Origin of the sequence: Pseudomonas serbiensis, assembly GCF_030580745.1 — a bacterium.
Lineage (GTDB): Bacteria > Pseudomonadota > Gammaproteobacteria > Pseudomonadales > Pseudomonadaceae > Aquipseudomonas > Aquipseudomonas serbiensis.
Map to the genome: position 1 here is coordinate 137,861 of NZ_JAUQOO010000014.1, position 12,648 is coordinate 150,508.

Sequence of the window (12,648 nt, forward strand, 5' to 3'; positions counted from 1 at the left end):
GCAAACACATGGCGGCGGGTGATCTTTCACCCGTGCTCGTTTTCATATCGATCAAGCGTATCCCTGGCAATCTCACGGCCCAGCGCGATCAGCTCCGGTGCCTTGTAAAACTCGAAGAACCGGCAGACCCGTTTTGGAACGTTGATCAGAATATCCGGCGGATAACCGGCGATCTTGTATTGCGCCAGGGATGTCTGCATCACCTCGAAACTCTGGTTGATCAGGTCCAGCAATGAGGCCGGCCCCACATTGTCGATGATGACCGAGCCGCTGGCGGATTTAGGGGCACCCGATGCCTGGGGCGCGGCTGCCGGTTGCTGACTCAGCGGGTCGGCGGACTCCTCGCCCAGCCAGGGGTTGCCGATAAGTGCCGATGCAGGCTTCAGGCTGTTCGACTCGCCATCGGCCGTCTCGATCTTGCGACGAAACGGCAGGCGTGAGCCCAGTGAGCTGATCAGCGAGTCAAAACGCTTTTTCACGGCTGGTGGACGTTCAATCGTGGGTAGCTGATATTGCTGCTGGTTGGTTGCATTGAGGTTGATTGCCACGATCAGGTCGCAGTGGCTGGACACCACGGGCACGATGGGCAACGGATTGAGCAGACCGCCATCCACCAGCATCCGGCCACCCTGCATGACCGGGGTGAACAGGCTCGGGATTGCCGCCGAAGCCCGCATGGCCTGATGCAGGCAGCCTTCCTGAAACCATATTTCCTGCTGATTGGTCAGGTCGGTCGCCACGGCTGTGTAGGGAATACGCAGGTCCTCGATATTGATTTCTCCGACGATGTCGCGGATCTGACCGAAAACCTTCTCGCCGCGAATCGCCCCCAGCCGGAAACTCACATCCACCAGACGCAGCACATCAAGGTAATCCAGGCTCTCGATCCATTGACGATACTGCTCCAGCTTGCCAGCGGCATAGATACCGCCCACCACGGCCCCCATCGAGCAGCCTGCAATGCAGGCAATTTCATAGTCGCGCCGTTCCAGCTCTTCGATCACGCCAATATGGGCATAACCACGAGCGCCACCGGAGCCCAGCACCAGTGCTATTCGTTTTTTCATCAGATCGCTCCTGATTTGTATCGATCCACGACCGGGTAATGCAGAATGCCATGCAATGAAAACAGTTGCTTACGGCACTTTTAGTGGCAAGTATCGTCAAAGTCGCACACACTTTTTTTACTTCTGAGGTAACACCCCATGAAAGCCTGGATCTGTTTGCCATTGTTCATCGTGGTCCTTGCAGGTTGCGCCGGCAAGACCGGGTATCGGGATAGCTGCGCCAGTCAGCTCGACAGTGCCTGGCAGGAGCTGGATCTGGCCAAGGCCGAGGGTTTTGCCGGGACGGTCAGTTACTCCAAGGCTTTGTCGCTATTGACCGGCGCCAAGACCCAGCAACAATTCGAGGCGTTTGAAGGTTGTACCCAAAAGGCCGAGAAAGCACGTTTCTATATTCGTGAGTCCCGAGCAGGTCGCTGATCCTGCTTTAGCGAATGAATCCGCTCTGGCGCCGTCGGCAGGAGCGAATTCATTCGCGAACAACCATCTCACATCTCCCGCAGCAATTCTCCTCTCTCCTCTGGCGAAAAGGCCTACGCTAACCGTAAAGTGTTTGTGCGTATGGCATCGTTTGCAGTCCCAATGGCTTGTAAGCAGTCGCCTGGAGAGGCTTTCAGATGGGCAGAAAACTCGATGCATGTCTCAGTGCCATAAATGAAGTGGTTCTGGGCAAGGAGGGGCAGGTACGTCTGGCAATGACGTGTCTGCTGGGTGGCGGTCATTTGCTGATCGAAGACTTGCCGGGTATGGGCAAGACCACCCTCAGCCATGCTCTGGCCCGGATACTGGGCTTGAGCTATCAGCGTATCCAGTTCACCTCGGACCTGTTGCCCGGCGATATTCTCGGCACCTCAGTGTTCGATCGCGATACCGGGCAGTTCACCTTTCATCCGGGGCCTGTCTTCGCCGAGCTGGTGCTGGCTGATGAAATCAACCGGGCAACACCCAAAAGCCAGAGCGCCTTGCTTGAAGCGATGGAGGAAGGTCAGGTTTCCATCGAGGGCGCGACGCGACTGTTGCCCGATCCATTCTTTGTGATCGCTACCCAGAACCCGTTCAGTTCGGGTGGCACCTTTGCCTTGCCCGAGTCGCAACTGGATCGTTTCCTGATGCGCATTTCCATGGGCTATCCGGCCCGCGCAGCAGAAAAAGCCCTGTTGCTGGGGCAGTCCAGGCGTGAGCTGATGCCGCGTCTGCAGCCGATACTCAACCATGCCGAACTGGGCCTGTTACAGGCCCAGGCGCGGCAGGTGAGGGTCAGCGATGCGCTGGTGGATTATGTCTTGCGTCTGGTGGACGCCACTCGCAGTCAGCCGCAGTTCGCCTACGGGCTTTCCCCGCGTGCAAGCCTGGCGATTCTGGCAGCGGCGCGGGCCTGGGCCTTGTTGCTGGGGCGAGATTATGTGATCCCCGAGGATGTGCAGGCGGTGCTGCCATCCGTGGTCGGTCATCGTCTTCGCGAGCGTAGCGACCCGACCGGTCATGGCGGCGGGGCGCTGGTGCAGTGGCTGCTGCGCGAGGTGCCGGTGCTTTGATCCAACAGCTCAAACCGCTCTGGCAGCGCTGGCTGGGGCGGCGGATTCCTCCGGCGGCGCGCATCAAACTGGATCATCGGCGCATTTTCATCCTGCCGACCCGTACCGGTGCCACTTTCGCGTTCGTGGTGTTCCTGATGCTGCTGGTTTCGATCAATTACCAGAACAGCCTGGCGTACGGCCTGACCTTTCTGCTGCTGTCGGTGGGAATACTGGCGATCCTGCATACCTATCGCAATCTTGGCGGGCTGGTGCTCAGTGCCGGTCTGGCACGTTCGGTATTTGTCGGTGAACCGGTGCAATTACGCCTGCGTCTGGAAAGCGCCGGTTATGCCCATCATGCGATTGGCCTGGGATGGGATGCGCAAGGCTTACAGCAGAGCGACGTGTCTGCCGAAGGCCTGACGGAAGTCGAGTTGACCTTGCCCGCCGAAACCCGAGGCTGGCTGCGTGCTCCTCGATTGCGCGTCGATAGCGTCTTCCCGCTGGGGATTTTCCGGGCATGGAGCTGGCTTGATCTTGAGCAGAGCGTCCTGATTTACCCTCGCCCGATACCCGGCGCAATGCCGCTGCTTCAGGGCGTGCAGCCTCATGCCCAGGACGATGGTCAGGCGACTCAGGGCGCGGGGGTTGATGATTATCAGGGGTTGCGCAGCTATCAGCCTGGAGATAACCGCCGACGCCTGCACTGGAAGGCGTATTCCCGAGGTCAGGGTCTGCTGGTCAAGGATTTCACCGACCTGAGCGGCCATGAGCTGTGTCTGGATTTCATGGCGCTGGGGGGCGACATCGAGGAGCGTCTGTCGCGCCTGTGTTACTGGGTGCTGGAGCTGTCGCAACGCCAACAGCCGTTTGCACTGCGTTTGCCGGGTTTCCTGTCGGCGGTGGACAGCAGCGACGCCCATCGCGAGGCCTGCCTGCGCGAGCTGGCGCTGTTCGGCAACCGCTCATGAACAGCATCAGCCTCGGGCAACCTGTCCCGCGTCCCGGCCTGATCTGGTTGTTACTGGCCCAGGCCCTGGTCATTCTGCCGTTCATCACTCATCTGCCGGTATCCATCATCCTGTTGTGGCTGGGGTGCATGGCATGGCGCGTCCAGGTCATGCGTATGCGAGCCCGCATGCCGGGTAACTGGGTCAAATCGGGCCTGTTGGTCGGTACGGCCGCAGGCGTGTATCTGGCGCGTGGCAGCCTGGTGGGGCTCGATGCGGGGGCGGCGCTGCTGATTGCTGCATTCGTGCTGAAGATGCTTGAAGTCCAGACCCGTCGCGATGCACTGGTCCTGATCTTTCTGGGGTTCTTTTGTGTGGTGGTGGGTTATCTGTTTGAGGACAACCTGCTTTGGGCACTGTTCAGCCTGTTGCCGATTACAGCATTGCTGGCGGCGCTGATCGGCTTGCAGCAGTCGGATCTGGCCAGCAAGCCCGTCAACAGCCTGAAGCTGAGCTTCAAGTTGATAGCCCAGGCCTTGCCTCTGATGTTGCTGCTGTTTTTGTTCTTCCCGCGTCTTGACCCGTTGTGGGCGCTGCCGCAGCCAAGCAACAAAGGGGTTACCGGCTTGTCGGACAGCATGTCGCCGGGTGATCTGACCGAGCTGAGCAAGTCGCCAGCCCTGGTGTTTCGTGCCAGTTTCGAAGCGCCGGTGCCGGCGCGCAATCAGTTGTACTGGCGCAGCCTGACCCTTGAACAGTTCGATGGCCGTCGCTGGTCGCAATCGTTGCGAGCCCAGACGATCCAGATTCCTCAGTGGCAAAAGCGCGGCGATGCGTTGACCTACAGCATCGTCATGGAGCCTAGCGGGCGTCCGTGGCTGCCAAGCCTTGATGTCGGCGAAACGAATCTGGCCGAGGTGCGCCAGATGAGCGATTTTCGTTTGCAGCGCAGACGTCCGGTCGATCAGGCCTTGATGTTCGCGGTGACCTCATGGCCACTGTCGGTTCGTGATGCGCAATTGAGCGAGAACATTCAGCGTCAGGACCTGCAACTGCCCGCCAAGGGCAATGATCAGGCCAGGCAGTGGGCCAGGGATCTGTTGCGCCGCTACCCCAAGCCCGATGCATTGGTCGAGGCCATGCAGCGGTATTTTCGCGAAGAGTCTTTTCATTACACCCTCAAGCCAACGCCTCTGGGCCTGGACAGTATCGATGATTTCCTGTTCGTCAGCAGGCGGGGGTTCTGCGGTCATTACGCTGGAGCCATGACCTTTGTGTTGCGGGCGGCGGGGATTCCGGCGCGTGTAGTGGCGGGCTATCAGGGCGGCGAATTGAATCCTGGCGGGCAATACCTGACCGTGCGCCAGTTCGATGCCCATGCCTGGGTCGAATACTGGCAGCCGGATGTTGGCTGGCGCAGTGTCGACCCGACCGCTGCCGTGGCGCCCGAACGTATCGAACAGGGACTGGAACAGGCATTGGCTGCCGATGAGGCGTTTCTGCAGGACTCGCCCATGTCGGCGTTGCGTTATCGGGACGTGGCCTGGATCAACTCATTGCGCCTGAGCTGGGACAACCTCAATTACGGCTGGCAACGCTGGGTGCTGGGTTATCAGGGACAGCAGCAATTGCAGGTGCTGGGCCGCTGGTTCTCGGGTTTTCAGGTGCCGGTTTTCGTAGGGGGTGTGCTGGGGGTTCTGGCACTGATAGCCTTGTGGCTGTTCAAACCCTGGCAACGGGAAAGCGATTCGCAGCTTCGTCTGTTCAAGGCGTTCGAGCGTTTGCTGGGGCGCCATGGGTTACACCGTCTGCCGGGCGAGGGCGCCGAGGCATTCTGTCGTCGTGCCGTGCTGTTTTTCCCTCGTCATGCCGATGCCATCGAAGCATTCGTTGCAGAGTTTCAGGCTCAGCGATATGGCGCAAGCGGGGCGTCGCTGAGCGAACTGCGTCGGTGCCTCAAGCAATTGCGCCGTCGTTTGCCATGGCGTCTGGCGCCCGTGAAGGGCAGTCATTCATAAACTGATGCCGATCAGTCAAGAGGCTGATTTCAAAAAAACGGGTGGCTGGGGTCACAATCCGTGGTAGGGGTCTTGGCCGCGACAGCCCGGTTTCAGGCGCTGAAAATGTGTTGTCTGTAAGCAGGTCGTTGCGGCCAAGGCCCCTCCCATAAAGTCTGCACAAGTCACAGGTATGCCTTGGCTGATCGGCATTAATCATTCATAAACCGTTTTTTCAGAGGGGGTAGGCATGTCGTCGATGGTGAATCATCTGATCGCCGAAGTCATTGCGCTGGACGTCAAGTTGATTGCGTGCCAGGCACGTGTGGCGGTATCCACCGACAGTGAAGCGCTGCACGACCTGCGCACCACTGTACGTCGTCTGCGCAGTGTGTTGCGTCCGTTGCGCGAGCTGTCGAGTGTCGAGCCGCTGGAGGAGGCGGCAAAGGCGGTTGGCCAGTTGACGACGCCCTTGCGCGACATGCAGGTACTGGCTGCGTTTCTTGCGAAAAAAGGCTTGAGCGAAGCGGCCAGCAAGCGCGATGAATATCTGGAAAAGGCCTGCCCGAAGGTGGCGAGGTCTGCGGAGTTGATCCGGTTGCTCACCATGCTCGATCAGTTCCCGGCCATGCTGCGCATGCAGGAGCGTCAGGGTGGTTTGGGTGACCTGCGCAAGACCATCGAGAAACGCATGGATAAGCAATGGCACAAGCTGCGCGTTGCCATGGCTGATCCGGGCCATGACCGTCACGATCTGCGCTTGCTCATCAAGCGCGTGCGTTACGCCGCCGAGGCTTATCCGCAACTCAGCCATCAGCCCAAAAAGTTGCAAGCCAGGCTCAAGGCTGCCCAAAGCGAACTGGGTAACTGGCACGATCATTTGCAATGGCTGGCGCAGGCCGGACAAGAAGCGGATCTGGCGCCCTGCATTGCAGGTTGGCAGATCGGTATCGTGCGGGCCGAGCGTAAAGCCGAAGTGGCATTGGAGCGGTTGGCCAAAGATTGTTTCTGATTATGGGTATCTGTGTCATTCAGGCCGCAAATATGGCCGATACGGCGTATGTCAGCGGGCGACGGGGTCGTTAAGATCCTGTTCAGTCAGCTTTTTCCTACACCGGGGTGCCCATGAATTTTTCTGACCTGCTCAACGCGGTTCGCGACAACCCTCAGTCTGTCACTATCCCGGCTCAATGGTCCCAGGGGCGTGCCTGTTTTGGCGGGCTGATGGCAGCCTTGCAATACGAAGCCATGAGCGCCCGCGTGCCACAGGACAGACCGGTACGTTCCCTGGCGATCACCTTTGTCGGGCCAGCCGAGCCAGAGATTCCGATCTCTTTCGAGGTGGAGATATTGCGTGAGGGCAAGGCGGTCAGCCAGGTGCTGGGGCGAGCGGTGCAGAACGGGCAGGTAATGACCCTGATGCAGGGCAGTTTTGGTGCCCCGCGTGAGTCGGTGATTGCGGTCGAGGCCGACCCGGCCCCTGAACTCAAGTCATTGGAGCATTGCCCGGCGCTGCCTTTCATCAGTGGCATGATGCCTGAGTATCTGCGCTTCATGGAGTTACGCTGGGCATTGGGTGGTTTGCCGTTCAGCAATACAAAGTCGCCAGCCATTGGCGGTTACGTACGTTTTCGCGTTGATGGCGAATCCGAGCCGCTGACGCATGCGCATATTCTTGGAATGGTCGATACCTGGCCTCCTGCACTTTTGCCGCACTTGAGCAAACCCGCGCCCGGTAGCTCATTGACCTGGACCATTGAATTCGTCCAGCCACAACCCGCCTTGAACACACTCGACTGGTGCAGCTACCGTGCAGTGATCGAACATGCCCGCGATGGCTATGGCCATACCGCTGCGATGCTGTGGGCACCTGATGGTGAGTTGGTGGCGATCAGCCGACAGACTGTGACGGTTTTCGGCTAAGCCCTGGAGGTGCGCAGGAATTACTTGCGATGCCTTTGCTTCCAGGCGCGCCACCATCCGCCACTCAGAACAAAGCGGGGGAAGGTCACGAACTGTTCGGTCAGGAGACGTTTTACTGCATCGTTCCTGTCGCTGAAGGGCTCGGGTGCCTGAGCTTCCAGCGAGTGGCCGTGACGCTGGAAGCCCAGTGCTGCGATCAGGCCGATGATGCCGATGGCAATCGAGGAAAAGCTCAGCGAGAAGATGCCATCGAGCAGTAACAGAACCGCGAGGATAAACAGCGGGACGGCAATCAGGTGCAGGACAAGATTGGCCGGGTGCTGATGGTTGTCGGCATAGCCACGCCACTGCCAGGCGGGGAGATTGGGGAGTCGCTTGCCCATACTGCTGTCCTCTTCAATACATATTTCAATGTGTGAAGAATAGGCTTGGCTCCGTTTGCCTGCGAGCCAAGCCTGACTATCGGTGCGATAGGCCTTTACAGCTTGAGTTGGCCGATGGCCTTGCTCAGTTCACCTGCCAGAGTGGCCAGATCGTCACTGGTGGAAGCCGAGTCCACGGTCTGGGTGACGGTGCGTTCGGTGACATCGCGAATACTGACCACTGCGCGATTCATTTCTTCGGCCACCTGGCTTTGTTGCTGGGCTGCGACGGCAATCTGGGTATTGCTTTCGCGCATCTGCGCCACGGCGCCGGCAATGGCGGCCAGCGCTTCACCGGCTTCCTGGGCTTGCTGCACGCATTCGTCGGCCTTGTAGGAACTGTCCTGCATGAAGTCCACGGCATCGCGGGTTCCGGCTTGCAGATCTGAAACCATGCTGGTGATTTCGTCGGTGGAGGTCTGCACACGCTTGGCCAGGTTGCGAACTTCGTCGGCAACCACCGCGAAACCGCGACCCATTTCCCCGGCGCGTGCAGCTTCGATGGCCGCGTTTAGTGCCAGCAGGTTGGTCTGTTCGGCAATGCTGTGGATCACGTTGACCACGCCATTGATCTTCTGGCTGTCTTCGGCCAGGCGCTGGATCATTTGAGCGGTCTGCTGCACACCGCTGGACAACCCGGCAATGGAAACCTGAACACGATCGACCACGGCCTTGCCACCACCGGCAAGATTGTCTGCGGTCTGGGACTGATCCCGTGTGGTGCTGGCGTGCTGGGCAATGTGATGGACCGTGGCGGTCATTTCGTTGATCGCCGTGGCGACCTGATCGGTTTCGCTTTGCTGGCCGAGCATGCCGTGGCGCACATCCTTCATGCCGGAGGCCAGGTGAGCTGCGCCTTCATCCAGACGTGTGGCAGTCTGCGAAACGGTATTGACCACTCGCTGATAGCCCGCCTGCATGGCATTGAAGGCCTTGGCCATCTGGCCCACTTCATCGTCGCTGCCATTGGGGACGCGGGCAGACAGGTCGCCGCTTTTCTCCACATGCAACATCACATCCTTGAGGGTGTTGAGCTGGGTGAGGATGAAGCGAATCAGCAATTGCGAGGCGCAGAGCATCGCAATCATCAGCACGAATACCGCGATGGCGTAGCTGGCAAAGCGATCCTTGAGCACCTGCACGGCAGTAGGTGCCACGGCCAGTACGGCGATGCGCTGACCGTCGGCGCGGCTGACGACCTGTGCGCCGATCACGGACTGTTCGCCTGCCTGTTTGTCCAGCGTGACCCAATCCGTTGCATTGCTCAGCTCGGGCAATGGCAGGTTTTTCAGGCTGGGTGTCTGGCCCTGCGCGTAGACCAGGGTATTGACGGAGGAGGGCAAAGGCTGCGCGGCGGGCCATGCGGCAATCAGGCGGGCCTGCGCCTGGGCGGCGTCTTTGGCGGTTTCCTGCCGAGCCTGTTGCTCCAGCTCGACGGCGTACACCACCAAGAGCAGGGTGGTGATGAAAGCGACCGCGTTAACGGCCCAGAACTTGTACTTCAGTGAGAGGTTGCTAAGCAATGAGCCCATAAGTGGTCTTCTTTTGGTTGATCGTTAGAGATGTGCAGCAAGGTGCCATCACGATGCCTTAGCCATTAAACAAACAGTTGATGCGGGTCAAGGTAACATCACATTTCTTTCACTGAAGCCTCGAAATCGGGCAAGCGAAAGAAATTACGCGCACAGGCTGTGGTATGGCTGGCGAGGTCATCCTGACTCTCGTTGCGGTGCAAAGCCACTTCCCGCAGGACTTCGGGCAGATAGGCCGGTTCGTTGCGACCGTTTTTCGGTTTGGGCCGCAGGCTGCGCGGCAGCAGGTAAGGCGCATCGCTTTCCAGCATCAGGCGACCACGAGGAATATTGTGGACCAGTGGATGCAGATGGGTGCCACGACGTTCGTCACAGATCCAGCCGGTGATGCCGATGTGCAGGTCCATATCCAGATAACTGAACAGTGCGCGTTGCTCGCCGGTAAAGCAGTGAACCACTGCCGCAGGCAGGCGATCACGGTAGTCGCGCAGGATTTCCAGCAGACGCTGGCTGGCATCACGCTCATGCAGGAACACGGGCAGTTGCAACTGCACCGCCATGGCCAGATGGGCCTCAAGAACCTTTTCCTGCTGGGGACGAGGCGAGAAGTCCCTGTTGAAATCCAGCCCGCATTCACCGACTGCCCGCACGCGAGATTCCTTGAGCAGGGCCAGCAACTTTTGTTCGGTGTCCTGTGTCCAATCGCTCGCCGAATGGGGGTGAATGCCAGCGGTGCTGAAGAGTTGCAAGGCGCTTTCATCCAGCTCATGGCAAAGCTCCAGGGCCTGTTCGCTGCCCTCGACACTGGTGCCAGTGACGACCAGTTGCGACACGCCAGCAGCGTAGGCCCGGTCGAGGACCGCTTGTCGCTGAGAGTCGAAGCTTGCGTTGGTGAGATTGACGCCGATGTCGATGAGTTGCATGGTGCTACCTCCAGCCGAAGGCTGCCGAGGATATCAGAGCTTCGGTAATAAAAAGAAAATGCAATGCATTCAGCAGGTTAGGCCGAAAGGTTTAACGTTTTTAGTGATAGCGCTTCCTTGAACAACCCTTTTTTCTGTCTTTTCTGGCATTTCCCCGGAGAGTGAATGACCGTCCGAGCCCTGCTTTTGCCTATCGTTTGCCTCATGGCGCTGTCGCCTTTGTCAGCGGCTGCCCGTCAGGCCGGTCCGGAGGCTGCGCAGCATAAAACCCAGGTTCGGGATCTGGCGGAAATTCGCAGCAGTAAAGTGCTGCGGGTGCTGGTCAATCAAAGCCGCAACAGTTCGGGAGACGTCAAGGGGCAGGAAATCGGCATTGAATATCAACGCCTGCAAGCGTTTGAACAATACCTCAATGGTCATTCACGCAATGGCCAGAAAGTGACCTTCAAGGTCATCCCCAAAGCCAAGAATCAACTGCTTGCCGCCTTGCAGCGTGGCGAGGGTGATCTGGTCGCGCCCGGTGAACTGCTCGATACCGCCAGCGCCAAGGGTATCAATGCCGGCGAACCGATCATCCGTGACGTGCCGCTGATTCTGGTGGGTGTCAGGGGCGGGCGCAGCTTCAAGAATGTCGATCAGCTTTCAGGGCGCACCCTGAGCCTGCCCGCTGGCAGCATGGCCGATGAAGCATTGCATCAAGTGAATCAGCAGCTGGCATTGCGCAAGCTGGCGCCGGTGCGAATCGAGTGGGTCGATCCCAGTCTTGCCGTTGAAGATGTACTGGAGATGGTCCAGGCGGGTATCTATCCCCTGACACTGGTGGAGCAGCCGATTGCCGAACGCTGGGCCAGGGTCATGCCCAGGTTGCGTCTGGACCGAAACCTGACGCTGCGCACCCATGACGACATCAGTTGGTTCGTGCGCCAGGACGCAGCCATGCTGCGTGCCAGCATCGATGACTTGCTCAAGACCTATAAGCCTTCCGCCAATCAGGACGTGGCCTTCGAGAAGGCCTACAAGAACATGTATCGGGTCAACAACCCGTTGGTGCGCACCAATCTTCAGCGTCTGGAAAAACTGCGGCCCATGCTGCAACGCCATGCCGACGCGCAGAATATGGACTGGCTGGACCTGGCAGCGCTGGCTTTCAAGGAATCGAAGCTGGACCCGCAGGCCAAAGGCAGTGGCGGTGCCACGGGGTTGTTGCAGATCACTCCGTCGGCGGCAAAGCGGGTCGGTGTTTCCGATATCCAGAATGCGGACAAGAACGTACAGGCCGGTGCGCGTTACATGGCGTTGATCCGCAGCAAGTATTTCGCCAGCCCCAGGGTCAATGAGCGTGAGCGCATGGCTTTTGTCCTTGCGGCCTACAACCTTGGGCCGGAGCGGGTGCAGAGCATGCGTGAAGAGGCGCGTCGTCGCGGGCTCAATCCCAATCAGTGGTTCTTCCAGACCGAGCGCATCGCCATGGAGCAGGGTGGCGCTGGTGTAGTCAGCTTCGTGAACAGCGTGAACAAGTACTACCTGGCGTTTGATCGGGAAAGGGGAGCGCTGGAGAAAGAGGGGTCTGAAAAGTACGTCATCAGAAGATAGATCGAATAATTCGATTGTTATGCAGCGTTTTTTGCGATTTTCATATTGGTTGATTTGATTATGATGGCGCCACTCCCACTTAATCAGTAACGGAACAACTCACCATGAACGCAACCATCAAATCTGTACTCTCCACTCGCGCTGGCTATGGCCTGACTGTATTGCGCATCATCGTCGGTATCATCTTCATCGCTCACGGCAGCCAGAAGCTGTTCGGTGCATTTGGTGGTTATGGCCTGGAAGGTACGGCGCAGTTCATGGCAAGCCAGGGCCTGAATCCGGGCTACCTGATGGCGCTGCTGTCGGGCAGTGTCGAGTTCTTCGGTGGCCTGGCCGTGCTGATCGGCCTGCTGGCCCGCCCGGCGGCACTGGGCCTGGCGGTATTGCTGCTGGTAGCGATTTTCTCGGTACACATCGGCAATGGCCTGTTCATGTCCAACAATGGCTATGAGTTCGCACTGGCCTTGCTCGGCGGCGCTATCGCAATCCTGATCGAAGGCGCAGGCAAACTGTCGGTGGATCGCGCTATCGCCAAGTGAAGAGCGGCATGCGCATCAAGAAGGGCTCGCCTTGTGAAAGGCGGGCCTTTCTTGCTGATGGCATTTGACAATTAGCCAGCGGCTTCTCTAGGATGCTGACCAGGCGCCGATTTAACAACTACTTGCGGGGCGCCAGGCAAGGCACAGACCTTGTCGAAATACCGCTAAAACGTTGGTTCGGTGTTGCC

At 58.8% G+C, this 12,648-nt stretch carries 12 protein-coding genes; 8 read left to right on the forward strand and 4 right to left on the reverse strand.

The features are described 5' to 3' along the window. Window positions 1–26 precede the first annotated feature (26 nt). Entirely contained in the window at window positions 27–1,067 is a 1,041-nt protein-coding gene (locus Q6A51_RS18220) for a patatin-like phospholipase family protein (RefSeq protein WP_201020611.1), read from the reverse strand. A 138-nt stretch (window positions 1,068–1,205) separates the two neighbouring features. Between Q6A51_RS18220 and Q6A51_RS18225 the strand changes: the two genes are divergently transcribed. From Q6A51_RS18225 to Q6A51_RS18250, 6 genes are all read left to right on the forward strand, one after another. Continuing rightward, window positions 1,206–1,484, forward strand: coding sequence for a hypothetical protein (locus Q6A51_RS18225; RefSeq protein WP_025260601.1), 279 nt, complete (start codon window positions 1,206–1,208; stop codon window positions 1,482–1,484). 197 nt (window positions 1,485–1,681) lie between these two features. After that, window positions 1,682–2,599: an AAA family ATPase gene (locus Q6A51_RS18230; RefSeq protein ID WP_201002484.1), complete on the forward strand. Its 918-nt coding sequence runs from the start codon at window positions 1,682–1,684 to the stop codon at window positions 2,597–2,599. Further along, a complete protein-coding gene (locus tag Q6A51_RS18235) occupies window positions 2,569–3,552 on the forward strand; it encodes a DUF58 domain-containing protein (protein ID WP_201020610.1) in 984 nt (327 codons plus the stop codon). Before Q6A51_RS18230 ends, Q6A51_RS18235 begins: the two co-directional genes overlap by 31 nt. Further along, on the forward strand, window positions 3,549–5,549 hold the full coding sequence (locus Q6A51_RS18240; RefSeq protein WP_304575415.1) for a transglutaminase TgpA family protein: 2,001 nt from the start codon (window positions 3,549–3,551) through the stop codon (window positions 5,547–5,549). Before Q6A51_RS18235 ends, Q6A51_RS18240 begins: the two co-directional genes overlap by 4 nt. Window positions 5,550–5,778: 229 nt before the next feature. Beyond that, window positions 5,779–6,540: a CHAD domain-containing protein gene (locus Q6A51_RS18245; protein ID WP_236250287.1), complete on the forward strand. Its 762-nt coding sequence runs from the start codon at window positions 5,779–5,781 to the stop codon at window positions 6,538–6,540. 113 nt (window positions 6,541–6,653) lie between these two features. After that, complete coding sequence (locus tag Q6A51_RS18250) at window positions 6,654–7,451, forward strand: acyl-CoA thioesterase (RefSeq protein ID WP_201002478.1); 798 nt, start codon at window positions 6,654–6,656, stop codon at window positions 7,449–7,451. Window positions 7,452–7,471: 20 nt separating this feature from the next. On the opposite strand, the gene Q6A51_RS18255 is transcribed toward Q6A51_RS18250, so the two are convergent. From Q6A51_RS18255 to Q6A51_RS18265, 3 genes are all read right to left on the reverse strand, one after another. Further along, entirely contained in the window at window positions 7,472–7,834 is a 363-nt protein-coding gene (locus Q6A51_RS18255) for an Mpo1-like protein (RefSeq protein WP_201002477.1), read from the reverse strand. Window positions 7,835–7,929: 95 nt separating this feature from the next. Further along, a complete protein-coding gene (locus Q6A51_RS18260) occupies window positions 7,930–9,405 on the reverse strand; it encodes a methyl-accepting chemotaxis protein (RefSeq protein ID WP_304575416.1) in 1,476 nt (491 codons plus the stop codon). Window positions 9,406–9,503: 98 nt separating this feature from the next. Beyond that, complete coding sequence (locus tag Q6A51_RS18265; RefSeq protein WP_201020606.1) at window positions 9,504–10,328, reverse strand: TatD family hydrolase; 825 nt, start codon at window positions 10,326–10,328, stop codon at window positions 9,504–9,506. Window positions 10,329–10,493: 165 nt separating this feature from the next. On the opposite strand from Q6A51_RS18265, the gene Q6A51_RS18270 reads away from it, so the two are divergent. Together Q6A51_RS18270 and Q6A51_RS18275 are read left to right on the forward strand one after the other, a co-directional pair. Next, entirely contained in the window at window positions 10,494–11,921 is a 1,428-nt protein-coding gene (locus Q6A51_RS18270) for an MltF family protein (RefSeq protein ID WP_304575417.1), read from the forward strand. A 104-nt stretch (window positions 11,922–12,025) separates the two neighbouring features. After that, window positions 12,026–12,460, forward strand: a complete 435-nt coding sequence (locus tag Q6A51_RS18275; protein WP_201002469.1) for a DoxX family protein — start codon at window positions 12,026–12,028, stop codon at window positions 12,458–12,460. Window positions 12,461–12,648: the final 188 nt, after the last annotated feature.

Coding starts and splice junctions, on each gene's coding strand:
- Q6A51_RS18220 (WP_201020611.1), bottom strand. CDS start 1,067: ATGAAAAAACGAATAGCACTGGTGCTGGGCTCCGGTGGCGCTCGTGGT.
- Q6A51_RS18225 (WP_025260601.1), top strand. CDS start 1,206: ATGAAAGCCTGGATCTGTTTGCCATTGTTCATCGTGGTCCTTGCAGGT.
- Q6A51_RS18230 (WP_201002484.1), top strand. CDS start 1,682: ATGGGCAGAAAACTCGATGCATGTCTCAGTGCCATAAATGAAGTGGTT.
- Q6A51_RS18240 (WP_304575415.1), top strand. CDS start 3,549: ATGAACAGCATCAGCCTCGGGCAACCTGTCCCGCGTCCCGGCCTGATC.
- Q6A51_RS18245 (WP_236250287.1), top strand. CDS start 5,779: ATGTCGTCGATGGTGAATCATCTGATCGCCGAAGTCATTGCGCTGGAC.
- Q6A51_RS18250 (WP_201002478.1), top strand. CDS start 6,654: ATGAATTTTTCTGACCTGCTCAACGCGGTTCGCGACAACCCTCAGTCT.
- Q6A51_RS18255 (WP_201002477.1), bottom strand. CDS start 7,834: ATGGGCAAGCGACTCCCCAATCTCCCCGCCTGGCAGTGGCGTGGCTAT.
- Q6A51_RS18260 (WP_304575416.1), bottom strand. CDS start 9,405: ATGGGCTCATTGCTTAGCAACCTCTCACTGAAGTACAAGTTCTGGGCC.
- Q6A51_RS18265 (WP_201020606.1), bottom strand. CDS start 10,328: ATGCAACTCATCGACATCGGCGTCAATCTCACCAACGCAAGCTTCGAC.
- Q6A51_RS18270 (WP_304575417.1), top strand. CDS start 10,494: ATGACCGTCCGAGCCCTGCTTTTGCCTATCGTTTGCCTCATGGCGCTG.
- Q6A51_RS18275 (WP_201002469.1), top strand. CDS start 12,026: ATGAACGCAACCATCAAATCTGTACTCTCCACTCGCGCTGGCTATGGC.